The sequence below is a fragment of the Margalitia sp. FSL K6-0131 genome (assembly GCF_038008735.1).
GTDB lineage: Bacteria > Bacillota > Bacilli > Bacillales > Bacillaceae_C > Margalitia > Margalitia shackletonii.
Genome location: NZ_JBBOZS010000001.1, coordinates 1,001,711 through 1,028,119, shown reverse-complemented (window position 1 = coordinate 1,028,119; position 26,409 = coordinate 1,001,711). Strand labels below are relative to the sequence as shown.

Sequence of the window (26,409 nt, the reverse complement as noted above, 5' to 3'; positions counted from 1 at the left end):
TTCCTTTCATTGCATTATTAGGAACTTGGAGATTAATGGACCAGCACACGTATAAAAGTTTGGATATATTCCGCATACTTTTTAGCCTCTTGCTCAAGATATTCATCCGTGCATTCGTTTGCACTATAGGTGACGAATGCAGGAAGATAAATTCCATTACATTTGGTAATCGTTCTTTGGATAGGTTTTAAAAATTCACTGATCGTGAACCAATTGTCTCCGCCTGCTCGATAGCAATTTTCGGAACCTCCCGTCGTTGTAGCAATGATAAACTCTTTGCCTTTCAAACTATCTCCTCCTGGTCCATATGCCCAACCAAACGTCAATACATCATCGAACCACTTTTTTAAAAGAGGAGGGCAACTATACCAATAGAACGGGAACTGAAACACAACCCGGTCATATTGAAGCAGCAATTGTTGTTCTCTTTCCACATCAATATTCCAATTGGGGTACTCCTGATAAAGGTCGCGAATATAAATATTAGTTTGATTTTTCAGCTCTCGTACTAACGCCCGATTGGCACGGGAATTATTTAGATTGGGATGTGCAGTGATAACCATAATTTTCATAACGATCATCCTTTCTCATTTTTCGTAGCATCATGAACTACACCCCTATTATTGTGCGGAATTTCAGTTTTGCAAAGTACGCTTTTTTTACAGACTAAGTCCTATGAAACGTACCATAGACGACGTCTGAGTCGGCAGGTAGTATGGTAAAACGTACTAAGTATGATAAATCATCGTACTGTTTTCATTCTGGATACTCTGATAAAATTACAACTAACAAGGTAAAGATCATGTGATTGGGAGATGGTAAGATGCAAGAGGAGATTCGCGATTCTTATAAGACACAGGGAATATTAGCCACTCTGCAGGTGATAGGAGGAAAATGGAAGCCACTCATTTTGTTTATTTTACTGCATCAAGGTACAAAGAGATTCGGGGAATTGAGACGTCTGCTTCCGAATGTCACGCAAGGAATGCTCACTAATCAGCTTCGTGAGATGGAAAGAGACGAACTCATCATACGCCGAGTGTATAAAGAGATTCCACCCAAAGTGGAATATTTTTTGTCCGATCACGGTAGAACGTTAGGTTCCGTCTTGACCGAAATGTGCGAATGGGGATTTAAACATATCGAATTTATGGAAAATGCGAATGAGGACGACGCGAATACCCTTTGATCTCAATGAAAAAAACTCTGATGAAGAAATCTTTTTTCGTTCCCGTAAATACCCATTTTATTTCGAACTTTTTTATCAGAAATCAGCATAACTTCTTTCCCAAGCTTTTTATTACAAAGCTTAAAGTTCACATTATCGTAATGAACTGCAAATCCTGACATTGCATCAACACTAAATAAAAGTTATTATTTTTTAATGAAAAAACTCCAATCCGCTGATGGGAATGGAGTAGAGATAAGATCATTTTATCATTGTTGTTGATTTATGAAAAAATCGAGGTAAACCATGCTAGCAAACCCTAAATAATCGATATACGGTTCCATATTCCTCCACTTACTTGAATAAAGTATATACATAACATTCTCTCCTATCTTTCTTCTTTATTCACTGATACTAGGGTAGGTGAGTTTGGCGGATTGCAATAATTTCCCAATCATCATATCAAAGTGGATCTGAACGTTGAGGCAACCATTCTTCCAGATAATCTGGAAGTTTGTTATTTTTTACAAATAAATGAGTGTGACCGGCTTGGAGAAGTTTATACGTTTTATCCTGACTTGAAACGAAATCTAAAATAGGCATGCTTTGTTCCTTTGGGACAAGATGATCTAAATTGGAGGAAACAACAAGAAGGTTTGCCTTAATATTGTTTAGATTAACCTTTTTCTCCCGTATCATAAGTTCCCCTTTGATCAACTTATTTTCCTTTACAAAATCATTGATTAATTGTTTCATTGCACCCCCAGCAAACGGAATATGTTCTTTTGTCCACTTATTAAAAAGTTTCCACCTAAGTACATAGTTTGGATCATCAGATCGGTTTAATAAAGATAGATAATGACTGAAATAAACGGGTGATGTAAGTAATCTTACCCCAAACTTTACAAATTCCGCTGGGATGATTCCATAAGCGTCAATAAAATCATCTGCATTTATAGTACCCGCTCTTAACGCTTCAACCCATTGGTCATATGAAGGAAAATACTGAAAATCAATAGGAGTAACCATTAAAATTAAATTTTCGATTGGTTCGTTAGATATTGCCGTATATACTGCTGCTAAAGTTCCTCCAAGACAATAACCAACAATACTTATTTTTTCAGCATTAGAGTGACGAAGTGCCCTAATTACTCCTCGCTTGATATAATCTACTATATAATGGTCGACAGTAATATCACTATCTTCCTCTCTAGGAATCCCAAAATCTAATAGATAAACATCGAAGCCATTTTCAGTAAATGATTGTATAACACTCTCATTAGGTAATAAATCTAATATAAATGGTTGGTTCACTAGGGAATAGATTAAAAATAATGGAGTTTTATATTTCTTCTGTGAGGAAGGATAGTACCATAATGTAGCCTTGTTTTTTTTCCAGATTGCCTCCCTTGGTGTAGGTTGTTGCGTTAATTCACTGTCTGTCCAATGGTTGATAAAGCCTTTCCACCTTGAAAATTCTTTCCTTAAATTAATATTTGCATTTACTAAATCAGTTGTCCTCGTATTCAAGCTATTTGGATAATCATCCTTTTTATCCACAGGTTACTTCATCTCCTTTATGATAAAACAAGTAGTCCCCTACCCATTTTTCAAACTCTCTACTTGTTGCTGAAGTGAAATTACCTGATCTTCCACCTTATCTATTTTTTCTTCCACTTGTAACACCAATTTACCTATATTCGTAACCTCTTTTTTCGATGGAATATTTAAATGTAACAACAAATTCCCCATCCTATTTTGAACGCATTTCATTGCATGGACATAATACTTGCCGGCAATGTTTGTTCCTTGCACAAAATTCTTGTGATTAAGCTGATCTTTAATCCAATTATTTACTTCTTGCTCCACTTTAAAACCAGCTAATTTTAAAGCTTTATAGAGTTCTACTTGCTCGTTATTCTCCACTGCTTTTTTCTCCTTTCTTACTAGACTAAACTACTTATTCCTCCATCTATGACTAAAACATGTCCAATCATATAATCGGATGCGCTTGAGGCTAAGAAGACAGTTGCTCCGTGTAAGTCTTCTGCCTTTCCGAATCTTCTTGACGGTATTTGACTTAGAATATATGAGTTAGCTTTATCTATTACCTTTTGACTTATTTTAGTAGGAAAGAATCCTGGTGCGATGGCATTTACTTGAATATTATGACGTGCTAATTTAATGGCCAAATCTTTTGTGAATGTCATAACGGCACCTTTACTCGTATTGTAGGCTATCGTATCTAATAATTCTGGTTGTGTGCCACCAAATCCAGTAACAGATGCGATATTAATAATTTTTCCGCTCCCTTGCTTTATCATTTCCTTTGCTACAGCCTGACTAAAAAGAAATACTCCCTTTACATTCACATCCATGACTTTGTCCCATTTTTCCTCAGGCAATTCTAAAGCAGGCCCAATCCACGAAGTTCCACTATTATTAATTAAAATATCTATCTTTCCAAACTCTTTGATCGTTTCCCTGACTACATTTTCAATTTCTTTTTGGTCAGTTACATCGCATTTAAAAGCTAATGAGCCAACACCACATTTTTTTAACTGATCAGCAACTAATTGGCATGCTTCTAAATCTCGTGAACATACAACAACATTTGCTCCAGCGCTAGCAAGTGCACTAGCCATTTCTGCACCTAAACCCTTTCCTCCGCCTGTAACAATAGCTGTTTTACCAGATAGACTAAAAAGATCATTTATCCCCACATACATCATCTCCTTATACAAAGAATTACAAGAATGCTTTAAACACAGAATCTTTTCCGTCATATTTTAAATTCTTTATATTATAGTAAAGTTGAATGAAGGTGGTGCACGAAATGATATTTCTGTCTTAAGCATATTTTTCATTGCATAAGAACATAGACTAAACCATTTTTAGTTGTATGTTTTGAATGAAGATAAGAGAATACACCCATGGGGCAACAGTTAGTGGGAGAAAAGATATAAGTGTTTTATGTTTCTTGGTGTTTCCCTATATGTAGAAGATGGAGCAACTTTATGACTGACCATAATTTGGAGGAATAACCGCCAATCGAAATCAACTGGTTAAAGGGAATCTTTAGACCTCTTATAAAATGAATGGCAAAGTAATAACTACAAAAGATGACCTCTGTCCAATACTGAAAAACAGGGGTCATCTTCATAACGCTAACTAGATAAATCACTCTTTAAGAGCAATTGTGTTAAAAGATTGATTGCTGCCTGCACTACCACTTCTACCTGTACTTCCGTTTGTGTAACTTTAATGCCTTCTGAATTTTCTATAACTATCGTTTGATACTGCTTTTGAGCTGCTTCTAAATTTTGAGCCACTTTTTGCAGCTGCTTAACATCTTTGTCTTCACTGCCCAATACAAGGATAGAGGCTTCAAGAGTTGCCTGAAGTGCTGCTTGAACGAGTATTAAACCTTGTATCTCCGTTTGTGTTACCTGAATATTGTGTGAATCACGTATAAATAACCCCTGCAATCCTTTTTGCTTGGTATCTATATTATTTAAAATTTTTTGTTTGTATTTTTCCCGGTCTTTTTTCCTGTCTCTGTCTCTGTCCTTACTTCTGTGTTTTTCTTTATGGTGTGATGACATTCTTACATCTCCTTATCAATCAATTTCCTATTAGGGTATGCATAGGATGGATAGGGAGTTGGACAAAACAATCAGCATATTTGCGGAATTTGACAAATCTCTTTTCAATAAAATTAATCAAGCTTTATTATGAATTACAAGATAAAAAGATAGAAAACCATCAAAAAGAGGATTCCAACTAAGAATCCTCTTTTTCAGACTTACTCTGTAAATTACACATAAGGTTGGTTCTGTTACCTTCTATACGAGTTTTTCATGACTTCTGCCATTTGATGCGAATGTAAATCCTCTTCCTCATTCAGCTTATCAATAATGTTGCGGTAGTCCTCTTCATTTCGATTTTGACTTAATTTATATGCTGCTTGAACTTCTTGTATTTTAATTTTAAACCCAACAATCCCTTTTATTTGTTTCTTCGTTTGTGGAGAAAGATTTTCCCATAGAGCAGCATTCTTACGATGACGTTCGTATTTTTGCAATAATAAAATAAGATCCTCTTCCAACTCTTGTTCACTCATAATACTGGGTGTTCCATATACATGGACAGATTGGTAATTCCATGTCGGTACATTTTCATGATTATACCAAGATGATGAAATGTACGCATGTGGGCCTTGATACATAACAAGGACATTTTCATTCTCACCCTCGAACGTTTTCCATTGAGGGTTCGCATAAGCCATATGCCCCGTAATATAGTAATCATCACCTTTTTTATTTAACTGCAAAGGCAAATGAGTGGCAATTGGTTTCCCTTGTTCTGTTGTGACTATCGTGCCAAAAGAGTTTTTTTGAACAAAGTCCCAAATTTCATCCACATTTGTGACCTGAAAATATTTTGGAATATACATAATAACCACCTTTCAAAAAAATTATAGGAGTGTTTTGGTCATGATAAGGTCCGTTTGTTCTTCATCCCCCATATAAAAAGAGTGGGCTCCAGTTTGAACAAACCCCATTTTCTTATAAAATGCAATAGCATTATCATTTTTTTCCCATACGCCTAGCCAGATCTTCTTTTTATTACCTTCCATCGCAATTTCCGTCGCTTTATTTAGCAGATATTTACCAAGCCCATGCTTTTGAAATTGGTTCTTTATATAAATTCTCTCAATTTCAAGCGATTCATCACCCATTTCTTCTGACTGAGCATCATTGGTGTTAACCTTTAAATATCCAGCAACTTCATTATGAAAATAAACAAAAAAGAATTGCGAAGAAATATTGGATAATTCTTTTTCTAACTGTTTTACGTTAAATGCCTTTTCCAAATAGGCATTCATATTTTCAGCTGAATTCTGATGCTTAAATGTCTCATAAAATGTTTCAGAACTGATTTTTTGAAGTGTGCGTAAATCTTCAAGGGTACACTTTTTAATATTTATAGTCATGTATGTCGCTCCTTTATATAATCAATAATTTCTCTTGTTTCCCTTTTTCACAAATTCCCAGTCTTTTTCTATATTTTTTCTTACTCTCTGAAGAAGATCGAAAATGGTTTCTGTTTCTTTTTCGGAAAATCCCTCTAATGCAACGGCATTCGAATAATCATTTTCTCTCTTTATAAAAGGATAAACATTTTTTCCTTTCTCTGTTGGAAAGAGTCTTTTAATTTTTTTGTTCTGTTCATCTTCTTTCTTTTCAATAAATCCATTTATTTCAAGTTTTTTAATTGCACGAGATGCTGTTGTTCGATCTACTTTAATCATCTCTGCTACCTTTTCTTGAATGATTCCAGGGTTTTCACATATTCGCACAAGGTACAAATACTGCCCTTTTGTCAGATCATATTCTTTGAATTCTATATTGCTTATAGAATCTAATGCCCTTGCTATCATTCCAATTTCACGAAGAATTTCCTTCATCATTAACTCCTTAATACTTATTTTTGTTGCAAATGCAATAAAAATACTATGCATTAAATTTAACTTAAATTTGTTGCATTTGCAACAAAAAATCAAAAAGAGGTCGGGTAAAGTGATACAATCAGATCTTGGAACTTAACCATTTGATGCACTTTTGGTAGGACTGTCCGTAAAGGTGGGGCTAACTGTAGGAAGTTGGGAAATAATAATAGCTTTAATATTATGCTCTGTTATAACTGAATGTTGATTATTACCTGTTTGAAAAATAAACGGAAAAATTCCGTTTAAATTTAGAAATACTCCTATTTCTCTAAAAATAAGGGGAGGTTTTCCGTTTATCTTATCCAAATCCTTGGATTTTGCCCTATTTAGAGCAGTTAATCGGAATATCTCCGCTTATATCTACTTCTTAACCCTCCCTTATTTACATTAGCCGGAAATTCTCCGCCTAAGAATTCTCATACCTAATCGAAAATCAACAACGAAAAATAAGTCTAATATTAATATGTTGTAATTCATTTTAAAAAAGACAAAGGCCAGAAATTTTGGGGTTGTTAACGACATTTATAACGGGGATTGGTATTGATATGTGGATTTTCTTATTGCACTTTTTTATAACACCTGAACTTTGGTACAGCAAATTTGTTTGTTTTGGAATCGGCATAGTTGTTATAGGACTAGGAACTGCAACATATTTACACACTAATTTTGCACTGATTCCAGTTGACCGTTTAACATTAATCCTACAAGAATTAACTAAAACGAATATATATTTTTCGAGAACATTGATTTACATCGTATTCTTGGTAATCGCAATGATTTTAAATGGACCAATTGGCGTTGGAACTTTATTAACCGTTTGTTTAGGAGGGCTAATACTTAATTACTTTATGCCAATTACTAAAAAAGTATTAGATCGCATATTCACACCATCTAGTACATTACCAAACGATGATAATGATAAAAACCATTCTAATTGTGGTTAGCTGTTTATATTAAAAGGACCGAACATACTAGAGCTCTATAAAATGTCGGTCCGGTTTTTATATCTCCTTTTTACTTACAAACGTAACTTCAATTAACCTGCTTTTATACCAAATGCTATCCATCTTCCATCTATATCTTCAACAACAAATTCTTTATTATTGTAATCAGTTTTATCTAATGAGCGTACTATTTTAACATTCGAATTGATGAACTCTGCTTGAAGTTCTTCTTGATTTTTTGTGATAAAGTAAGCATCATACCCATATCCATATAAATCTCTATTAGGTATAACTTTTTGTCCGTTAGTCTTAGTTAGGATAATTTCTGTCGTATCCCGATATAAACATATATGTGGTTCTTTTGCATCCATAAACTGTACCGCTTTAAATCCCATCTTTTGTTTATAAAAATTGGCGGTATTAATTATATCTGGTGTCGGGAATATACAGTGCGATTCTATTAATAAGTTGTTCATTTTACTTACTCCCCTTAAACATTCATTTTAGGTTCCGTATTAAATTTCTATTCTCGCTGCATTCTATAAAAATTCAAACAATAGAGTATAATTGCTGAAAGTTATTAATTATATAGTCAGCATTATTATTTTTTTCGTTTCCTTCAGTAAAATAGCATGCACTTATCCCTGCATTTTTCCCTGATAATAAATCTAAATCTCTATCGCCAATCATTATAGCTTCTGAGTGAATAATATTATATTTATTAATAAGGTAATTAATTGCATCTGGACTGGGCTTTCTCTCAAAACCTTGTTTGGATGTAATAAAATCTGAAAAATATCCATATAAACCATATTTTTTGAGTAACTCAATCGAGGATTCCCCACGATGCGTAAGTAAATAATTATTTCTATTAGTTGAATGAATGTATTTACAAATCTCCTCAATCGCATCAAATGGTTTGGATAGTTCTAATTCTGCCTCATTCTTTCGTTTTTGATATTTTGCTATAAATTCTTTATCAATTTGATACTTTTTTTCATAGTATATTAATGCTGATGATGCAGATACCTTCATTTGTTTTATAATTTCTTCTATTGGTTCTTCTATTTTTTGTTCTTTAAGTACTTCCTTAAATATTTTTGCCATCACTGGGTAGGTATCAAAAAGGGTACCATCAAAATCCCATATTATATGCTTGTACAATTTAACTCCCCCAATTAAGAATTGCTTATGCTTTTCACTCTTTTGAATGGTAGCTTTCTAAATACTTCAATACTTTTGTTTATATTTTACTATTGTTTAAAATATTTTACTTTATATTAAGAAACATACATGATTTTACACTCACACCCCGGCATGAAAATTATTTCAATGCTGGGGTTTTTATTTTTGTCCATTTTTCCATACTGGTTAATGCTATGGAAAGTAATCTTTACGTGGCTTTTTGTGGTGGTTCAACCCTGTATAAGAAACTGTTTGGAATTTGCCTTGTGTACACCCCTATGTCGACTCTTCAACTCTTGAAGATGATCACGTACAGAAAAATGCTGTTTGACCAAGCTTATTCCACTTTCCATAGACATTATTTTGGAGGTTTTTCCTTATGGACATTTTATTAACTCATTGTGCTGGAATGGATGTTCATCAAAAAGAAATTGTTGTTTGTGCCTTAACAGGCTCTAATGATGAAGTCATCCAAAAAGAAATCAAGACCTTTTCAACCCTAACCAAAAGTCTTTTTGAATTATTGAAATGGTTAGAGGAAAGAGAAATCACTCACATTGCTATGGAAAGTACGGGCATCTATTGGAAACCTGTCTTTAATATCCTTGAAGGATATTTTGACATTACCATTGCCAATGCCCAACGAATCAAAAATGTTCCTGGTCGTAAGACTGATGTTTCCGATGCAGAATGGATTGCCAAACTTCTTCGTCATGGTTTAATTGAGAAAAGTTTTGTTCCCTCACAAGATCTTAGAGAGTTACGTGATTTAACTCGATTACGAAAGAAATGGATTGGTAACTTAACTGCGGAAAAAAATAGAATCTCGAAAGTACTTGAGTGTTCTAACATAAAACTTGGCTCCGTTATCTCTGATATCTTTGGAGTCTCAGGTCGTAAACTTTTAAATCAGCTGGTGGAAAAAGGGTATCTTGATAAAACAGATATCGATAATAATATACATCATTCACTTCGAAAAAAAGCAGATACTATATCTGAATCCCTTTTTGGAACGCTAAATGAACATCAAATGTTTATGATCAAAAGCTCATGGAGTCATATAGAGTACATGGAAAAATCTATACAAGAACTGGAAACCCGCATGGAGAAAATTCTAAGTTCTTACCAAGGAGAAAAAGAAATTCTATTATCTATACCTGGAGTTAAAGACCATACGGCAGCTTGTATTATTGCTGAAATTGGAACAGACATGAGCCAATTTCCTTCGTCTAGACATTTAGCTTCTTGGGCTGGTGTTTCACCCGGAAATAATGAAAGTGCTGGTAAAAAAAAAGTTCTAAAAGTGTGCCGGGAAATCCACATATAAAATCAGCCTTATGTGAGGTCGCATGGGCAATATCAAGGTCGAAAAATACTTCAATGGCAAATGTTTTTTGGTCTCTTTCTGCAAGGCGGGGTAAGAAAAAAGCTTTACAGGCAATAGCACACAAAATTCTAAGAATTATTTATACCTTATTTCTCAATAAGCAACACTTCTCTGAACCATCTATAGCCAGTTAGTCATCCAACAATACAATACTCCTCAAGGTTATGATCTTTTAAAAAAAGTAGAGATCCTACCCTCTATTTAGTGTTGTCTTTTTTCTAAAAAATCACGTTTACAAGCCCCAAATCTCATGTTCGCCAATTTAAATTGCACATGTGTCGTATCTATTCAAAACCCTTTGCCAGTGCTCGCCCATTTTATTTTCACAGAAAAAAGCTGCAATCGTAATGGATCTACAGCTCTAGTTCCTTTAGCATAAGTGAATTTTTAATTACTTAGAAGTTTTTCAACAGATCATCAAACTTTTCAATCACCCAATCATATTCACTTACTTGTCCAAATCCATACTTCGCATAAACGAATGGAATTCCAGCATATCTGGCTGCATTTAAATCTCCTTCTGTATCCCCTACATAAATGGGAGCAGTTAAATTATTTCTCCTGATAATTAAGTTAATATTCTCCCCTTTTGAAAGGCCGGTTCTTCCGGGATTTTCATAATCCAAAAAGTATTTCTCCAGGTTATGATACTCATAAAAAGTTTCAATGTATCCGTCTTGACAGTTGCTTACGATAAAGAGCTTGTATTTCTTAGATAAAACGTTCAATACATTCTCGACATTCCGGTAAAGTTTGCCTCCTTGTTTCTTCAAATACCCCAGTTCTAAATCACAACACTCAGTTATCACTTTCATACTGAATTCCTCGCTTAAATAAGGAAACAACTTTTTGCCAATATCGTTCAACTGTAATCCCATTATTCCTTCGAGATCAGTACGAGTTAATTCTCCTTTTATTTCACCGTGTTTTTTGATACAACTGTTCCACGCATTAAGAACCGTGTCTATCGGATCCCAGATAGTCCCGTCTAAATCAAAAATTATACTATCCAGTACCTTTTCAGCTCTATATTCCTCCATAAAATCCTCCTATTATCAAATATGTAATTTAAAGAAATCTTTATTCATGACCCTACAAGATTTTTGATTTTCTTTAATTCCATTATATAGATATTCATCGTTTTCATTGTTGTGCTAAATCTGCTCTTTACTTCATTGAGAAAAAACATCCCTTATTAAAGGAGTGCTCCTGTTACTATTAAGTACATCTCTTCACAAAATTAGTATATTACATTTCAATGCTAACTTCTAAGATTTGTAGCTAATCAATATAAAAGGAAAAAAGGATGTCCTAGAAACTGCATCTCGGACATCCTCGAAAATATCATTGAAATTTATCATTACACAACTCACATTGTACTGATGTCAATCACGAATCGATACTTGACATCAGAAGCTAAGACACGTTCATAGGCTTCGTCAATTTGGTCAGCAGAAATTATTTCGATCTTAGGAACAATGTTATGCTTTGCACAGAAATCCAACATTTCTTGAGTTTCACGGATACCTCCGATCATGGAACCTGCAAATGAACGACGATGACCAATGAGAGACATCACGTTTAGGGACAACGGCTCTCCAGGAGCACCGACATTAACCAACGTGCCATCAAGGGTAAGCAATGAGAAATATGCATCCATATCGATTTTTGCACTTACTGTGTTAATGATTAGGTCAAAGTATCCAGCAAGTTTCTCGAAGGTTTCTGGTTCTCTTGTGGCATAGTAATGGTCTGCGCCAAGTTGCAATCCGTCCTCCTTTTTATTCAATGTCTGGGAAAGAACCGTAACCTCGGCACCCATGGCATGTGCAATTTGGACAGCCATATGTCCAAGACCGCCCATCCCTACAACCGCTACCTTCTTACCTGTACCGGCTCCCCAATGGTTTAGCGGTGAATAGGTCGTAATACCTGCGCATAGTAATGGTGCTGCGACGTCAAGCTCAATGCTATCAGGAATTCTGACGACGAAATCCTCCGTTACAACAATGTGGGTAGAATAGCCACCTTGGGTAGGTTCACCGTATTTATCAATACCAGCGTAAGTAGGAATATTTCCTTTGAGACAGTATTGTTCTTCTCCTTTAAGGCAGTTCTCACATTCGCCACAGGAGTCAACCATACATCCGACCCCTACCCGGTCACCCACCTTGTACTTTGTGACCTTTGCTCCAACATCCGTGACAATTCCAGCAATCTCATGTCCAGGTACAAGTGGATAGTTTACTGGACCCCATTCTCCGTGAGCAGTATGGATGTCAGAATGGCATATGCCGGCATATTTAATTTCAATTAACACATCATGTAAATCAAGGTCACGTCTTTTAATTTCAGCTGAACGAAACGGTTTGTCTGGACCGTCGACAGCTCGTGCTTTAGCAGTTATCATTTGGTTAAACCTCCAATAAATTGATATTTCAAGAGAATTGACCTGTATCAGTTCGCCCTACTTTCTCTTGCAAAACTAGAATAATCCCTATAGTTAACTCTAGGTCAAGTGAAAATATGCTGAATTACAACTCAATCTAATTAAAGTTGACATTATGTATTTAGCATTATAAAATGCTACCAAAACATAGAGCTAGCTCGAAGTCTATATCAAAAAAAGGAGATAAAGACGGTGACATATTCTATCAGCGAAGTTGCAAAAGAATTAGATCTCACAGTATATACCTTACGTTACTACGACAAAGAGGGCCTAATGCCTTTTGTAGAACGTACTCCTAGTGGAACCCGCTTGTTTAAAGACTCCGATATTGAAGCATTAAAAGTTATTCAATGTCTAAAATCCACCGGGATGCCTATTAAGGAAATTAAGGATTTCATTTCATGGTGTTCGGATGGCGATTCCACCTTGCAGCAAAGATATGACATGTTCTTGGAGCGAAAAGCTGCTGTAGAAGCACAATTGGAAGAACTAAATAAGACAATGGAACTCATAAATCATAAATGCAAATATTACAAAGTTGCATTGGATGCAGGAACGGAAGATATTCATAAAAACAATAAAATAGGGGATTTTTAAATAAACAGGAAGCTACCTGTCCTTCAAGGTTAATCTGAAGGATAGGTGGCTCTATTAATATTATTTCCAGTCATAAATCTAATTTTTTATAAGGGTTGCTTATTGTTAACCACTTGTATCTTCTTTTCTACGTCTCTTAGTTCTTGTTCACTAATACCACTTATGCATCATAATAATAAGTTTTTCTGCAATTTCCTCTATATGACAATTTCAATGTGACTTACAAATTAGCGCTAACTATAAACGATAAGCCAATGAAAATACCTCCAGTTTCTTTTTTTGAATTTCCCCCTTGAACTAGAGTCCACTCTAACCTTTATACTTACTCAAGTAAATAACGACAGTTTGGATAGTTCTTGTTGATTTATAAAAAAAGAAATGATGTCGCAAGGTAAGCATTAATTTTTCGTACCTTCAATAGAACGAACTTACTGTTTAATTGGACATAATGGAAGATAGGAGTTGTTATTTTTGGCTAAACGAAATAATTTGTTGATTTTCATATTAACCATAGGGGTCTTCGGCATTTTAAATACGGAAATGGGGGTTATTGGGATATTGCCTTCGATTTCTGAACACTTTCATGTCAGTATATCAAAAGCAGGATGGCTGGTGAGTTTTTTTGCCCTTATTGTTGCAGTATCTGGTCCAACGATGCCTCTTTTGTTTTCGGGTATAAATCGGAAAATGGTCATGTTGCTTGTACTAGGTGTTTTCGTTTTAGGGAATATCATATCGATATTTACATCTAACTTTACCATTCTTTTAATTGCCCGAGTAATTCCAGCCTTTTTTCATCCAATTTATTGTTCTTTGGCATTTACAGTAGCTGCTGCCTCGGTTAGCGAGGAAGAAGCTCCAAAAGCTGTTTCTAAAATTTTTATTGGTGTATCTGCCGGTATGGTAGTCGGTGTGCCAATCGCAAGTTTTATAGATAGTACTGTTTCGTTTGAAATGGCGATGGCATTCTTTACTATTGTTAATGCTATTGTATTTATTGCTACATTAATTTTTGTACCATCTATGCCTGTTAAAGAAAGACTATCTTATGGTACACAATTTTCCGTATTAAAAAAATCTATTACATGGCTTTCCATTGTGACTGTCATTTTATTAAACTCAGCCATATTCGGCGTTTATAGTTATCTTGCTGATTATTTGAAAACTGTTACGAATGTGTCTTCGAACACCATTAGCATCATATTATTCGTATACGGCGGCGCCAATATTATTGGTAATATAGTGGCAGGGAAATTACTAACTAAGAATGCGAATATTTTTGTCGTATCTTTTCCTTTTACATTAGTGGTGGTTTACATCCTATTATTCTTATTTGGACAATTTACCTTACCTATGGCTTTCATTACCTTAATTTGGGGAATATTAGGTGGAGTAGGAGGTAACATAAACCAATATTGGATTGCATCTTCAGCTCCTGAAGCGCCTGATTTTGCCAATGGATTATTTTTATCGTCCTGTAATATAGGAACAACACTTGGTGCAGCCTTAGGAGGGTTATTTATATCAGAAATGGGTACACAATACGTTGTATTAGTAGGATTTCTATCATTGATACTAAGTTTGGTAACTATTTTACTAAGAAACTATTTGTATAGTCCTACAAAACAACTTTCTAGATAAGGAATAAATTCAACTTCTTTTTGATTTTTGTTCCTACTTTCTTTTATTAATTTCTATGGTGTATAAGAGTTTAGAAGCTTTCTCTAACCACTGTGATGAAGCAAATGATTTTGATCTGCACGAACCAGGGTGTTGGGCCCATCGGCTAACTTCAAGACACTTTTCAAGTAGATTCTCAACTTGCTTATCATTTAACTATTTATGAAATCCAGTAATCATGTAAATTTTAGGAAAGATTAAGCTTGATTTTTTTGTTTTAGAAATTTTATAGCTTATTTAATAATGACTAGTATTGATCTTTTAAACTGTACTCTACGGGATAACTGCAGCAATTGTATATAATTGGTTCTATTGCCTGTAACCACATCCCTTTTCCGCAATCAGCTCAGAATAAGGTTAAACACTGTGAAATGATACCATAAAGTCGCAAGTAAAAGGATACTTGCAACTTTATGGTACTTAATGTTTTAAGGGTATTGTAAGGTTTACATTAAAATAGTGTAAGGTTAGGTCGCTATATTAATTTTATAATAGAACCTACGTATTAAAGGGAGTAATTATAGTATGAATCCATCCATTACACAAAAGGAAAGAATCATTTCCTTAGATATCATCCGTGGTCTTGCCTTGTTCGGGATCTTGTTAATTAATGTTAAAGCATTTCAGGTTGTTACCGATGACGTTCAGCTGCCTGATTATAACGGTTTGAATGGAATGATAGAAACGTTCATTCAAATATTTGTCGAAAAAAAATTCTTTTCCATTTTTTCTTTTCTATTTGGTGTGGGGTTTTATATTTTTGCCTCGCGTGCAGAAAGTCGCGGTGATAAGCCACGCTGGCGTTTTGCCAGACGTTTATTAGCTCTATTGTTAATCGGTATTATTCATGGCTTGTTTTTTTGGGGTTCCATTCTTGCTGCATATGCCTTGATTGGCTTCCTACTTATTCCTTTTTATCGGGCAAAGGTTTCAACAATTAGTAAGTGGCTTGGTGGAATAATAACAGTATATATCATATCACAACTATTAAAAATACTTGTTCCAGATATGGGAGTCTTTTCAAACGTTATTGCCTTTCTTGGGAACGATACTATTACGGTTTTCATTATGTTTTTATCAGGATTTCTTGCAGCTAAAGCGAATTGGATTAGAAAAATAAGTGATTTGTCCCACTCAAATAAGATGGCTCCAAATCGTTACATTTCCATTGTTTATCGGTTTTTCTATTTGGATCTGGTTCGCCTCACAAAGCAATAATCAACATCTTCAAGAAATCATTGCTTTAGGCACAATCCCGACAACCTATTTATACTTATCTAGTCTATTTGTAATGTTAGAAAACAAACGTTTAGCGAAACTTCTGCAGCCGATTGCCCGTGTTGGTCAAATGGCGTTCACAAATTATTTGGCCCAAAGCTTTATCGGTCTCGCCATCATTTCAATATTGGAACTTGACGCTTTTGCGCCGTTAAACGTTATCATCATTTCAATCATCATTTTTACGATTCAAATCATTTATAGCGTCATTTGGTTTAAATTCTTTAAGATGGGACCATTAGAGAAAGTATGGCGATTCATGACGTATGGCAGGAATGCAGCATCCATTAGGAAGTAATTAAGCTATGAATGTATCGGTGTTTGTCAATATAGTTGTCGTATTTAATTACTTTAGTATTTTAATAGAATGTTATCAATCTCCGAGTTCAGTCAAGGCTACCGCGCTGCGCTTGCTGGCCTGGTGATTTGAATCGAAAGGAAAAGCATTTTCGATTCAAATCACCAGGAAAATGGGGAATATTATGATTTCCTCAATACCTCTGTTTGCCCCTCATCCCTCATTGGATTGAGCGCTACTTGTTCATTCGGTGCCCAATTTCTTGTGCCTCTTGACCACCGTTCTGGATGTCTAGCCTTCGCTTCTTTGTATACATTTTTCCGCTTTTCCAATATGGCTACGTGTTCCCCTGTATGACACTGTACAGGCGTCACAAAATTTAGTCCACTATGCAGGTGAATCTCGTTGTACCAATAGACAAATTGCTGTGCCCATTTTCGTGTTTCTTCGAGTGACGCAAAGCCTTTATGTGGGAAATCTGGTCGATATTTGAGTGTCCGAAACATCGCTTCTGAGTAAGGATTATCATTACTCACACGCGGTCTTGAAAAGGAACTTTGAATACCTAATTTTTCTAGTAAACTTAGGAATGTCTCAGCTTTCATCGGGCTACCATTATCTGAATGCAATACAAGTGGTGTCCCCTGTATTTTTTCATTGATAACTGCTTTTTTCACAAGCGTTTCAGCGTGTTTTGCCTCTTCTGTTTCCCAAACTTCCCAGCCTACTACTTTTCTACTAAATAAATCGAGAATTAAATAGAGTCGATAATACAAACCTTTCACAGGTCCGCCGAGCCACGTAATATCCCATGTCCACACCTGGTTTGGCGATGTTGCTAGATGACTCTCAGGAATTCTTCTCCCTGGCCTTTGACTACGACCACGATGATGTTGCATTTTTTCTTCACGTAACACACGATAAAATGTGGATTCTGACGCAATATAAGTTCCTTCGTCCGCAAGCTTCGGTACAATTTGTGTCGGCGGTAAATCGACGTATTCCTCTTGTTTGACAACCGTTAGTATTTCTTCTTTTTCTTTCTCAGACAACTTATTTTTCGGTACAGGTCTTTTCGTAAGTGGGCGCTGATCAACCTTCACATTACCCTCTGCCACCCAACGTTCATAGGTCCGAACGCTGAGATGAAGTTCCTCACAAGCCTTCGCTAATCGCGCACCATTTTGATTGGCTTCTTGGATAAGTTCGACTGCTAATGCGCGATTTGACGGGCTAATCATTCTTCCTCGTCGTCCCCCCAAATCGCTTGGGCCTTTTTTCGCAAAAGTAATAAAGCTGCAGCTTCGGCTAGTGCCTTTTCTTTCTTTTGTAGCTCCTTTTCTAATTGCTTTGCACGCTTCTGTTCTTCCTTCAATGCACCATTCAGCTGTTTTGCTTGATCGAACACCTGACCATTTGCCTGAAGACATACACTTTTCCATGCTTCAATCTGTTCACGGTAAAGCCCCTTTTTACGACAATACTCGGCAAGCTCCGATTCGTTCATCGCAAACGTCTCCATCACGATTAAAAACTTGTCTTGGCTACTCCATTTGTCGCTTGTTTGTCCATTGCCGGGCGTAGCCACACCAGCCGCGCGAGCTTCTTTACGCCACTTGTATAACGTAACATCTGAGATGCCTTCTTCTTTCGAAATCTTCGTCACGGATTCATTATTTGGGGGCATCATGCGTTTGGTAATCGCCTCTTTTTGTTCTTGCGAATATCGTAGTCCATTTTTTCCTGTCATATTGATCAACCTCCGTGTTATTTACTTAACTATAACACTAAAGTATCATACGACATCTATCCTAACAGAGGGGGGTATTGTATTCAATTAAACAATAATAAGGCAGACTAGTTGCGTATAATCAGCGCATTTCGTCTGCTTTTTAAATTCATTCCAAGTATAAGAGAGCAAATAGAGGTGTATTTATGTCTGTATATATCCTACCAATAAAGGTCGCTTTCATTATGTTTGGTGTATTGGGGTTTTTGCTTGTCATTCCGTGGATGGTCTATAGCTATAGAAAATATGGATATTTTAGTCTTTGGGCTTCCATTGTTGCTTACTCGTTTATTTTCTATATGTTATCAGCTCTATTTCTAGTTCTCTTGCCACTTCCGTCAACTAGGAATACTTGCGCTTTTCAATCACCAAATACCGTTTATTATTCATTGAAGCCATTTACCTTTATTCATGATATTTTTAAAAGCAGTTCGATTATTTGGTCACAACCGAGGACGTATGTTCAGATATTCAATCAAAGTGCCTTTTGGCAGGCGGCATTTAATTTTCTGTTATTACTCCCTTTTGGAGTATATTTGAGATATTTTTTCCAAGAAAAACGATTTTGGAAAAGGGCATTAGCTCTAGGATTTTCCCTGTCTCTCTTTTACGAAGTAACGCAGCTTACAGGAATTTACGGAATTTACAAATGTCCTTATCGTTTATTTGATGTTGACGATCTAATGTTAAATAGTACAGGGGCACTCTTTGGTTTTCTTATTGCTCCAGTCATACTAGCTTTATTTCCTTCTAGGGAAAAAATATTGGCGAAAGGGGAAAAAATACAGAAGAGCTATCCAGTATCGCCGTTGTCACAATTACTTGCTGTACTTATAGATTATATTTTCATTAAATTAACATTTTCTTTCACAGTCGGACTACTTACATCGAGTGGATTCGCCGAAATGATGTATATAACAGAGGGCTTTATGGTTGTGTACTTTGTCATACCTCTTCTATGGGGTGGAAAAACAATCGGAACAAGTATAATGCGATTTAAACTTTCAAATTTGAAGGGAGATGCACCTTCATGGCAAGCCTTACTTAAAAGAACCGTTTCCTTATATTTACCTTGGCTGGCATCTAAGTTAGACAGTCTTCTTTCACACATGAAGCTAGCAATAGAATCACATCTTTATTTCACTTATGTGTGGGTAACAGTGGCCATGCTCGCGTTTGTTAGCATCATGTGGCTGACTTTAAGCATTCATGCCGTTTTCGTTATGTTAAAAAAAGGGAAACGTACCTTCTACTTTGATCATGTTGCAGATATTGTTCCAAGAAAAAATGAAGCAAATTCTTAGTACAGGATTTGCTTCATTTTTTCTGGTTTATTCGCAGAACCAATACTAAATTAGCACAAAAAGGATCTGAACTAGGACAGGGCATGTCCATAGACAATGTCATTATTAAAGTACACAATGGGAATCATCTTCATAGGTTGACTATGGAACAACGATTGACATTCAAATTTGATTGATGGTGCGTCTTTAAACTTAACTAACTCATTGTAGAAAAGCGATTCTCTATAGATGAATGGCTTTTTGTATTGGTTACTTAAATAGAACTAAAAGAAGGGATAGAAGGGTTAAAAGGATAGAACCTCCTAAAATGGTCCCCACTACAATGGTATGACGTTTACGTTGCATCACAATGATGGCGATATATTCTCGAATCATTGCATTTGGCCAGTAGTAGAATGCAGTTTTTGAACCAATTCCTTGGCTCTTTAGGCCTGCCATTTTTGCATATAAGCTGGCCCTGAATAGATGGAAATTGTTTGTAGTAAAGATGCTGTTATATTGGTCTCCCTTTATGGAATCCATTATTTGTTTTGAGTAAAGCATATTCTGAAGCGTATTAACTGAACGAGTTTCTGTCAATGTATGCTCAGAAGGAATTCCTTTCTCTACAGCATACTTTAGCATGGCTTCCCCTTCAGGAAGGTTTTCATCCGGCCCTTGTCCGCCTGAGAAAAGTATGATTGGCGGAAAAGCGGCAGCGGCTTGTTTCCAATAAAATTCAATTGCCTTATTTATTCGACTAGCTAAGAGCGGCGGCACTTTATCGTTAATTAAACCACTGCCAAGTACGATGATAAAGTCTTGGTTAAATTTTGGCTTGTTAAATTGGTACAAAAAATAGGCAGTTAAAAAATTGGTTAAGTGTAAAAAGAAATAAACGATTATTAAAGTAGCCCCAGTGTATAAAGGGTGAAATTCAGTAGAAATAAAACGCTCAGTATTCATGATTCTAAATAAGAACAATACTAAAAGAAAGATCCCTAAAATGAGAGTTAAACTGTTAGAGAATCGCCTGCTTTCTTTTTTCATCAGGATTCGGCCATTTAAAAATAACCCTACACCTAGTGCAAATAATCCGAATGCTGAGATAAAAAGTAGAAATAAAACAGTCGGGATAAGAGCGATTAACTTAAAAGTAAAAATATCTGAGCTGAATCCTACATAACCACAAAAAAGAAGAAATGAACAAATAAACAGGTTAAATAGAAAGCCGTTTATCATTCGTCTAGGATCTGTTAAATAAAATGCAAGGAATAGAATGAATAAAACAAGTGTAATAATTCCAATAATGACCATTTTATACCTCGGTTTCTTAAAAGATTTTCCAATTCATTATAAATGCTAGTAGTTTCAGTTTATAGAGCCTTTTTTATTTTTTTTAGTATTCCATCAAAATAACTCCCCCATTACTGTCCAATGGTTTCGTTATACTTATAAATTCACCATATTCTTTTATCATTTGAAAGTGGTCAAATCGAAAAAGGAAATATTTATCACCTAGAAAAAGCAATACCCCTGTTTATTTATAGAAATCGTGCATAAAGTCACCATTTTGGTTCAACAACGAAATTACAGATCTTCTTACCTGGTAACCATCCACGAAGCACGAAAATCCATCTCCCTATCATAAAATTCATCACACAATGGTTCTGAAATTCTACCTACGAACGAAACGTAATTTTACCCAATTCTTATTAAAGCTCCTAGGTTTATTAATTTTTCTATGCCCGAACAAATTGATAAAACAAGCATTTAATATTGTATACCTTAGAAAGAAAGGAGCCTATTATGGATAATTTAAAAGTGTTTAATCTGGATGAAATGAATCAGACCCTTACTAAAAACTCTAGAATGGAGATTCGAAATAACCAAGTTTTCACCTTCGTTTGCGGAGCATTCCCACTTGTCACTTTTCCTATTATATTGCAAAGAGGTCAATTTGTAGAAATCACATGTATGTCTGGCCCCATCACCATCAGAATCGGATGCGGTAATCAGTTCAATGTTCGAATTGCTCATTTTAACTTAAGAGCCGGACAGGCAGTTCAAGTAACTTGTATTGGTTAACCCAATTCACCGGAACAGTCCCCTTATGAGGTACTGTTTTTACTTTATAAAATGCGTAACAGCTACACTTAGTATTAGTGCAAAATTCACAATGCCCATCGTTTAAAAATAAATATCCAATAAAAAAATCATCTTACCTCTAAGAAATTATAGAAGATAAGATGATTTAAAGTATTCCAATCAACTCTGTAGGTGTACATCCAGTCAGATGCCTTTGGGTTAGCAAAAAGTTAAACCGAAATTATTAAAGGAATGCACCCTATTGCTTTCATAATTGGAAGGTCTAAATTTGTCTTTTCTTAATCCGTTGATTGGATGGTCAAATCATATACTTTTTTCAAATTCGACTTAAAATATGTGGAAAAGTACCAATCTTTATAAGCATTTGGTATTAAAATATCATGAATACTTCTATTGCTTTGAACTGTTTCCTCGACCAATGTCACTATATCCTTTATGTAACCTTTAACCTCATGAAGTTCTTTCATTGAGCAAACTTCACCATGTCCCGGTATAATCGTTTCTATATTAAGAAGTTCTACTTGCTCTAAAATATTCAACCATTCCTGTGGATTTGCATTGTTCATTACAGGATGATGCTTCGAGAGCACTAAATCCCCCATAACGGCAATTTTCTGTTCAGGCAGGTACACAAATGCATCACTTTGTGTGTGACCGCCTCCATATGTAATAAGTTGCACTGATAGATCACTTCCATGAATACTCATTTGATGATCAAAGGTTATCTTTGGTAGAGTATAAACCAAATCAGCAGTATTTTCATATACTCACGATCACTAGCATTTTCCCATTGCATATCTCTCTTTAACTTTTCGTCTGTCTCATTTTGTATTTTCTTCTCTATTTCGTCGATAGCCTGATAAATCGGTTCGGGATTGGACAGTTGTTGTGATAACCTGTTCCTCCCAAATGTATCCATCATTTCACGTGTGGCAGACGTAGAAATTATTTGTGCTTTAGGAGCAAATACTTGATTTCCGCTTGTATGGTCACTGTGCCAATGTGTGTTGACCACATAGGAAACTGGTTTTCCCGTGAGATACATGGCGGCAGCCTTTAAGTCTTCCGCAGCCTGTATTGTCGTGAAGGTATCCACCACAATAGTGGCATCACCTAAATCAATGATTGCCGCATTCCCTAAAGAGCCGGTACCTGGAACTGAGATTGCAGCAAATACCCCCTTAGCCACTTGATTCAGCCGGAAATGCCTTGATCCCTCGAATGTTTCAATTTGATTTTTCATGTATTACCTCTCCTCCCAACCGAAATCATAGTTTTATAGTATCATGGAAATAGAACAAATACATTTTTCTTACAAAGTTTTAATGCATAAGAAAAACCCTAACAAAATAGGGTATTAATTCTTCTTGTGTCAATACACACATTTTATTGTTAAAACTTTAATATATCTTTGGTATTTATGTGTTTAATATTATTTATGTAATCTGTTTGGCCCTTGTTTATTAACATCTCATATAAACCGTCTGGCACAAGCTTAATGTTAGGGTTATCCTTAAAATCGGATATTCTCTTCCAAACGGCCAAATATTCCGTATCCCCTTCAATCCCATGAATGATTTCCCGTTCATAAGCATTGTTATAGAGAAACTTGGATTCATATATAAAATCAAACTCATGCCCCACTTCTCCATACCAAGGAAAGATATTTTCAATGATACCTAACAACGTTGGTTCAATAATATCTTGATTTATTTCTTCTTTGACTTCACGAATCACAGTTGCTTTACTGTCCTCACCATATTCAATGGTTCCTCCAACTGGTCGGAAGGTAACAATTCCTTCCTCTTCAGGGAACTGTTCTAACAATAAAAAATCATCCTTCCAGATTATACAAAGTGAACAAGCCCTATACCTTTGGCTAATTGTAATCAGTCCTCCTTACGTTATATGCAAACCTATAACTTCTTTCTTTTATTCTAAATTCCTTCTTTCCACATAAGTTAAAAAAAGTCTTAATCCTTGAAGGATAAACCCCTGCATTACTTCACAAACTTTTTAGTATTATAGAACTTCAAACAAAGGCTCAAGTTCAGCGGCTATGGGCCATCAAGCTACGAACAAGCCGGCAGGTGCATGGGTGGAAACTTTTGAGATGAAATTTATAAGGGTTATCATGTTACGCCTAGTCGCTATAAGTATATAGGTAATGGTAATTGGAAAGTTTGGGTTAAGGAAGTGGATACTGGACAAAATCCTTACGTAACGGTTAATCAAAATACGGGTGATTTTCACGGATAATGAATTCCCTTATAAAGTCAAAAAGCTTGTGATGCCCAATTTTTCCTAAACTAATATTTTAATAGTTCAAAAAGAGGAGGATAAATTTTATATGCTAAAAAAAGCAAAAAAATAATTTACCTCTAATCGGTTCATTATGTCTGCTTGTTATCACAGTAGTGAATTTTTCGTCACATAATAACATGCTAACTGGTTCCATTAACATGTTATTGTTTCTTTTAGTCTTAATTTTGTTTTTAGTAAGTCGGAAAGCGTAAAAAAGCCTTCCCCTTTCTTCATCCACTAATTGACTCATTAATTCCACAAAAGTGAATAGATTATGGAAGGGAGGGGAAATAAAATGAAGAAATCTGTAAAGTGGGGAGCTATTGTTGTAGTGGCAATAATCAGTGTATGGATTATATACAGCATTTTTAGTGGGTCTCATATATTCAAAAACGGTTGGTAAAGCTACCCTCAATGGGTATTTTTTTGACCTATTTTCTATCCCTGATACTTCTCGGTTAAGAGCTGTTGACCAAATCAGATATTGTTGCTGTAGCTTTTGATTATAAAAATTTTCGTTTATAGATAATCTTGTGTTAACGAATGAAATAAATATGGGTAACTTTAAAATAAAGATTGATAAAAAACTGTATTCAATCTCGTATACAATAACGTTCAATATTTATTTGATTTCCTCCGCCAACTCTAAAATAATGCCTTCTGGCCCACGAACATAGCATAATTTATAAGCGTTTTCGTAGTTTAATATCTCACCAAAAAGTTCTGCACCTTTCTGTTTCAATTTGGTAACAATGGCTTCAATATCTTCAACAGCAAATGCAATATGCCCGATACCCAAGGTATTTGCAAAAGATTGCTGGACACCTATTTGATCTGACGGCGTATGGAATTTGACCAGCTCCAAAGTTGCCTGGCCGTCTGGCATCCCTAACATGACAACTGTCTCTCTCACGTCATTAAGCCCAATAATCCGTTCCACCCACTCCCCTTTCACTTCTGCTTCCCCTAGCACTTTAAGACCAAGCACAAGAAAAAAGTCTATTGCAGCAGGAAGATCATTTACGATTACACCCACATGATCTATTCTATGGATCTTCATATCTCATACCTCCTATGTTCTTGTTTTTTGCAATTCCTATCATTAAATAATCTGGTCCTTATACGCAAAACAGGCACACTTCTTATCCTGTTCATTTGCCCGTATCTTAAACATCTAATAACTAATATTACAATGATTCAATTACATAAAAAGTACATTCTTTTATTTTTGAATTATTACGCGGACTAATGAATTTGTACACGTTACAGAAAGCATAAATCTTCTTATTCTCTAATATGAAAGTACCGTTTACAGAACCATCATAGCCGTGGGTAATAATATTACTAATATGTAGTTCTGTCACTTTATTATTCTGCATTTGTTTTAATGTTTCGACAAAACTGTCTTTCCCCTGGATAAGCTTTTTACCGACAATATTCCAATTAAAATCCTCTGTAATATTATCTATTATAAAAGCCAAATCGTTTTTAGCAAAAGCAATGCTTAATTCCTTAAGAAAATATTTTTTGGGTGCATTTCCACAATCGTCAGGGCAAATTATTTTTAAGTCATTATATTCCAATTTTTTAATCCCCTTTAATCCACCAATTTTTATTGATAACTTTAAAATTAGTATTGTCTGTTACTTATTATTGGATGCAGCAGTAACCTGTTTAAATGGTTAAATTACAATCCTTCACCATCTCATCTATATTTTAACATAGATATCCAGTACTATTTATGTTATTTTACCAAATAGTCGGATTATTTTTAAAAATATAATGACGATTGTTCAACTGCCCGTTAATTCAATAAGAAAAAAAACGACCCTTCGGTATTGAAGAAATCTACATGATAGTTTAAGAACAATATTAAAGTTTCACTTTCTCAAAATGTTCAACTGTAGGAAAGGGGTTATAAAAATGATGTAATTGCTTTTTCCACTCTTTATACTCGTTAGATTGTCTAAATCCAATTGTATGGTCTTCTAATGTTTCCCACTTTACCAGTAGTAAATATTGGCCCTCAACTTCAATACAACGCTGTAATTCGTGAGATATGTAACCTTTCATAGAGGATATAATTTTCGATGCACCACGGAATGCTTCTTCATATTCTGTTTCCATTCCTTTTTTAACTTGCAGTAAAACAGCTTCCAAAATCAACGAAACTCCCCCTTTTTGAAAGTATAACATTACTACGTTATTTATTGGCTATTATTCAACAATGCTGCCCTTTTGTTGAGTAAGAAAAAAGCGGGCATTGATAGCCAAATATTCAAGAAATGCACTCTGTTAGGCTAATAAGAGTTGAGTTATCTTTTATGTTAATGGCACCATTTTTATCTGCAAGTAAAGTATTCCGCCCCAACTTTCCTTCCTTTATTATAATGGGGATATGTGTAGTGGTCATACAATATATTTAC

At 35.2% G+C, this 26,409-nt stretch carries 27 protein-coding genes and 2 pseudogenes; 9 read left to right on the top strand and 20 right to left on the bottom strand.

Translation table 11 applies throughout. The features are described from left to right. Positions 1-32: 32 nt before the first annotated feature. Positions 33-572, bottom strand: a complete 540-nt coding sequence (locus NSQ59_RS05035; RefSeq protein WP_340829800.1) for an NAD(P)H-dependent oxidoreductase — start codon at positions 570-572, stop codon at positions 33-35. A gap of 251 nt (positions 573-823) precedes the next feature. On the opposite strand from NSQ59_RS05035, the gene NSQ59_RS05030 reads away from it, so the two are divergent. Continuing rightward, positions 824-1,189 (top strand): winged helix-turn-helix transcriptional regulator, encoded by a 366-nt coding sequence (locus NSQ59_RS05030; protein WP_055738431.1) that lies wholly within the window; start codon positions 824-826, stop codon positions 1,187-1,189. Between the two features lie 441 nt (positions 1,190-1,630). On the opposite strand, the gene NSQ59_RS05025 is transcribed toward NSQ59_RS05030, so the two are convergent. The 7 genes from NSQ59_RS05025 to NSQ59_RS04995 form a co-directional block, all read right to left on the bottom strand. Next, entirely contained in the window at positions 1,631-2,728 is a 1,098-nt protein-coding gene (locus NSQ59_RS05025) for an alpha/beta fold hydrolase (protein WP_340829798.1), read from the bottom strand. 39 nt (positions 2,729-2,767) lie between these two features. Beyond that, positions 2,768-3,094 (bottom strand): hypothetical protein, encoded by a 327-nt coding sequence (locus NSQ59_RS05020; protein WP_340829796.1) that lies wholly within the window; start codon positions 3,092-3,094, stop codon positions 2,768-2,770. Positions 3,095-3,114: 20 nt separating this feature from the next. Beyond that, the gene (locus tag NSQ59_RS05015) at positions 3,115-3,891 is read right to left on the bottom strand and encodes an SDR family oxidoreductase (protein WP_340829794.1); all 777 of its coding nucleotides are present in this window, start codon (positions 3,889-3,891) and stop codon (positions 3,115-3,117) included. A gap of 444 nt (positions 3,892-4,335) precedes the next feature. Beyond that, positions 4,336-4,773: a spore coat protein gene (locus NSQ59_RS05010; RefSeq protein WP_340829792.1), complete on the bottom strand. Its 438-nt coding sequence runs from the start codon at positions 4,771-4,773 to the stop codon at positions 4,336-4,338. Positions 4,774-5,006: 233 nt separating this feature from the next. Further along, positions 5,007-5,624: an FMN-binding negative transcriptional regulator gene (locus NSQ59_RS05005; RefSeq protein WP_126649687.1), complete on the bottom strand. Its 618-nt coding sequence runs from the start codon at positions 5,622-5,624 to the stop codon at positions 5,007-5,009. A 21-nt stretch (positions 5,625-5,645) separates the two neighbouring features. Beyond that, positions 5,646-6,164, bottom strand: a complete 519-nt coding sequence (locus NSQ59_RS05000; protein WP_340829789.1) for a GNAT family N-acetyltransferase — start codon at positions 6,162-6,164, stop codon at positions 5,646-5,648. A 21-nt stretch (positions 6,165-6,185) separates the two neighbouring features. Continuing rightward, the gene (locus tag NSQ59_RS04995) at positions 6,186-6,638 is read right to left on the bottom strand and encodes a MarR family winged helix-turn-helix transcriptional regulator (protein ID WP_055738425.1); all 453 of its coding nucleotides are present in this window, start codon (positions 6,636-6,638) and stop codon (positions 6,186-6,188) included. A 488-nt stretch (positions 6,639-7,126) separates the two neighbouring features. Here NSQ59_RS04995 and NSQ59_RS04990 point away from each other — a divergent pair. Then, positions 7,127-7,624, top strand: a pseudogene (locus NSQ59_RS04990) (YczE/YyaS/YitT family protein); the annotation flags it as partial. A 92-nt stretch (positions 7,625-7,716) separates the two neighbouring features. On the opposite strand, the gene NSQ59_RS04985 reads toward NSQ59_RS04990, so the two are convergent. Both NSQ59_RS04985 and NSQ59_RS04980 read right to left on the bottom strand, forming a co-directional pair. Beyond that, positions 7,717-8,100: a VOC family protein gene (locus NSQ59_RS04985; protein WP_340829787.1), complete on the bottom strand. Its 384-nt coding sequence runs from the start codon at positions 8,098-8,100 to the stop codon at positions 7,717-7,719. A gap of 73 nt (positions 8,101-8,173) precedes the next feature. Further along, complete coding sequence (locus tag NSQ59_RS04980) at positions 8,174-8,788, bottom strand: HAD-IA family hydrolase (RefSeq protein ID WP_340829785.1); 615 nt, start codon at positions 8,786-8,788, stop codon at positions 8,174-8,176. 400 nt (positions 8,789-9,188) lie between these two features. Here NSQ59_RS04980 and NSQ59_RS04975 point away from each other — a divergent pair. Next, positions 9,189-10,330 (top strand): annotated as a pseudogene (locus NSQ59_RS04975) (IS110 family transposase). 261 nt (positions 10,331-10,591) lie between these two features. Here the strand turns inward: NSQ59_RS04975 and NSQ59_RS04970 are convergent. Both NSQ59_RS04970 and NSQ59_RS04965 read right to left on the bottom strand, forming a co-directional pair. Beyond that, a complete protein-coding gene (locus tag NSQ59_RS04970; protein WP_340833137.1) occupies positions 10,592-11,209 on the bottom strand; it encodes an HAD family hydrolase in 618 nt (205 codons plus the stop codon). 356 nt (positions 11,210-11,565) lie between these two features. Further along, positions 11,566-12,606 (bottom strand): NAD(P)-dependent alcohol dehydrogenase, encoded by a 1,041-nt coding sequence (locus tag NSQ59_RS04965; protein ID WP_340829784.1) that lies wholly within the window; start codon positions 12,604-12,606, stop codon positions 11,566-11,568. Between the two features lie 231 nt (positions 12,607-12,837). Here NSQ59_RS04965 and NSQ59_RS04960 point away from each other — a divergent pair, with 231 nt between their 5' ends. From NSQ59_RS04960 to NSQ59_RS04945, 4 genes are all read left to right on the top strand, one after another. Beyond that, positions 12,838-13,242 (top strand): MerR family transcriptional regulator, encoded by a 405-nt coding sequence (locus NSQ59_RS04960; RefSeq protein WP_340829782.1) that lies wholly within the window; start codon positions 12,838-12,840, stop codon positions 13,240-13,242. A 471-nt stretch (positions 13,243-13,713) separates the two neighbouring features. After that, entirely contained in the window at positions 13,714-14,883 is a 1,170-nt protein-coding gene (locus NSQ59_RS04955; protein WP_340829780.1) for an MFS transporter, read from the top strand. 564 nt (positions 14,884-15,447) lie between these two features. Further along, the gene (locus NSQ59_RS04950) at positions 15,448-16,140 is read left to right on the top strand and encodes a DUF418 domain-containing protein (RefSeq protein WP_340829778.1); all 693 of its coding nucleotides are present in this window, start codon (positions 15,448-15,450) and stop codon (positions 16,138-16,140) included. Further along, a complete protein-coding gene (locus tag NSQ59_RS04945) occupies positions 16,091-16,498 on the top strand; it encodes a DUF418 domain-containing protein (RefSeq protein ID WP_340829776.1) in 408 nt (135 codons plus the stop codon). Before NSQ59_RS04950 ends, NSQ59_RS04945 begins: the two co-directional genes overlap by 50 nt. Before the next feature lie 182 nt (positions 16,499-16,680). On the opposite strand, the gene NSQ59_RS04940 is transcribed toward NSQ59_RS04945, so the two are convergent. After that, a protein-coding gene (locus NSQ59_RS04940; protein WP_445669200.1) for an IS3 family transposase occupies positions 16,681-18,248 on the bottom strand; the annotation gives its coding sequence in 2 pieces (ribosomal slippage) (positions 16,681-17,765 and positions 17,765-18,248; 1,569 coding nt in all). Positions 18,249-18,433: 185 nt separating this feature from the next. Between NSQ59_RS04940 and NSQ59_RS04935 the strand changes: the two genes are divergently transcribed. Continuing rightward, entirely contained in the window at positions 18,434-19,591 is a 1,158-nt protein-coding gene (locus tag NSQ59_RS04935) for a VanZ family protein (RefSeq protein WP_340829771.1), read from the top strand. A 249-nt stretch (positions 19,592-19,840) separates the two neighbouring features. Here the strand turns inward: NSQ59_RS04935 and NSQ59_RS04930 are convergent, their stop codons facing one another. Then, complete coding sequence (locus NSQ59_RS04930; protein WP_340829769.1) at positions 19,841-20,887, bottom strand: YdcF family protein; 1,047 nt, start codon at positions 20,885-20,887, stop codon at positions 19,841-19,843. A 492-nt stretch (positions 20,888-21,379) separates the two neighbouring features. Here NSQ59_RS04930 and NSQ59_RS04925 point away from each other — a divergent pair, with 492 nt between their 5' ends. Next, positions 21,380-21,658: a hypothetical protein gene (locus NSQ59_RS04925; RefSeq protein ID WP_340829768.1), complete on the top strand. Its 279-nt coding sequence runs from the start codon at positions 21,380-21,382 to the stop codon at positions 21,656-21,658. 299 nt (positions 21,659-21,957) lie between these two features. On the opposite strand, the gene NSQ59_RS04920 is transcribed toward NSQ59_RS04925, so the two are convergent. The 6 genes from NSQ59_RS04920 to NSQ59_RS04895 form a co-directional block, all read right to left on the bottom strand. Next, positions 21,958-22,359, bottom strand: coding sequence for an MBL fold metallo-hydrolase (locus NSQ59_RS04920; RefSeq protein WP_340829765.1), 402 nt, complete (start codon positions 22,357-22,359; stop codon positions 21,958-21,960). 41 nt (positions 22,360-22,400) lie between these two features. Then, positions 22,401-22,922 (bottom strand): MBL fold metallo-hydrolase, encoded by a 522-nt coding sequence (locus NSQ59_RS04915; protein ID WP_340829763.1) that lies wholly within the window; start codon positions 22,920-22,922, stop codon positions 22,401-22,403. Positions 22,923-23,071: 149 nt separating this feature from the next. After that, the gene (locus NSQ59_RS04910; protein ID WP_445669235.1) at positions 23,072-23,563 is read right to left on the bottom strand and encodes an NUDIX hydrolase; all 492 of its coding nucleotides are present in this window, start codon (positions 23,561-23,563) and stop codon (positions 23,072-23,074) included. Positions 23,564-24,605: 1,042 nt separating this feature from the next. Then, positions 24,606-25,043 carry a VOC family protein gene (locus NSQ59_RS04905; protein WP_055738418.1) on the bottom strand — a complete coding sequence of 146 codons (438 nt, stop codon included), beginning with the start codon at positions 25,041-25,043 and terminating at the stop codon, positions 24,606-24,608. 127 nt (positions 25,044-25,170) lie between these two features. After that, the gene (locus tag NSQ59_RS04900; RefSeq protein WP_340829759.1) at positions 25,171-25,566 is read right to left on the bottom strand and encodes a hypothetical protein; all 396 of its coding nucleotides are present in this window, start codon (positions 25,564-25,566) and stop codon (positions 25,171-25,173) included. Positions 25,567-25,855: 289 nt separating this feature from the next. Next, positions 25,856-26,149, bottom strand: a complete 294-nt coding sequence (locus NSQ59_RS04895) for an antibiotic biosynthesis monooxygenase family protein (protein WP_340829757.1) — start codon at positions 26,147-26,149, stop codon at positions 25,856-25,858. Positions 26,150-26,409 lie beyond the last annotated feature (260 nt).

Excerpts from the sequence above, each read along its gene's own strand:
- NSQ59_RS04965 (WP_340829784.1), bottom strand. The coding sequence starts at position 12,606 with ATGATAACTGCTAAAGCACGAGCTGTCGACGGTCCAGACAAACCGTTT.
- NSQ59_RS04995 (WP_055738425.1), bottom strand. The coding sequence starts at position 6,638 with ATGAAGGAAATTCTTCGTGAAATTGGAATGATAGCAAGGGCATTAGAT.
- NSQ59_RS04905 (WP_055738418.1), bottom strand. The coding sequence starts at position 25,043 with ATGAAGATCCATAGAATAGATCATGTGGGTGTAATCGTAAATGATCTT.
- NSQ59_RS04925 (WP_340829768.1), top strand. The coding sequence starts at position 21,380 with ATGGATAATTTAAAAGTGTTTAATCTGGATGAAATGAATCAGACCCTT.
- NSQ59_RS04950 (WP_340829778.1), top strand. The coding sequence starts at position 15,448 with ATGAATCCATCCATTACACAAAAGGAAAGAATCATTTCCTTAGATATC.
- NSQ59_RS05030 (WP_055738431.1), top strand. The coding sequence starts at position 824 with ATGCAAGAGGAGATTCGCGATTCTTATAAGACACAGGGAATATTAGCC.
- NSQ59_RS05010 (WP_340829792.1), bottom strand. The coding sequence starts at position 4,773 with ATGTCATCACACCATAAAGAAAAACACAGAAGTAAGGACAGAGACAGA.
- NSQ59_RS04930 (WP_340829769.1), bottom strand. The coding sequence starts at position 20,887 with ATGGTCATTATTGGAATTATTACACTTGTTTTATTCATTCTATTCCTT.
- NSQ59_RS04985 (WP_340829787.1), bottom strand. The coding sequence starts at position 8,100 with ATGAACAACTTATTAATAGAATCGCACTGTATATTCCCGACACCAGAT.
- NSQ59_RS05000 (WP_340829789.1), bottom strand. The coding sequence starts at position 6,164 with ATGACTATAAATATTAAAAAGTGTACCCTTGAAGATTTACGCACACTT.
- NSQ59_RS04935 (WP_340829771.1), top strand. The coding sequence starts at position 18,434 with ATGTCTGTATATATCCTACCAATAAAGGTCGCTTTCATTATGTTTGGT.
- NSQ59_RS04915 (WP_340829763.1), bottom strand. The coding sequence starts at position 22,922 with ATGAAAAATCAAATTGAAACATTCGAGGGATCAAGGCATTTCCGGCTG.
- NSQ59_RS05035 (WP_340829800.1), bottom strand. The coding sequence starts at position 572 with ATGAAAATTATGGTTATCACTGCACATCCCAATCTAAATAATTCCCGT.
- NSQ59_RS05005 (WP_126649687.1), bottom strand. The coding sequence starts at position 5,624 with ATGTATATTCCAAAATATTTTCAGGTCACAAATGTGGATGAAATTTGG.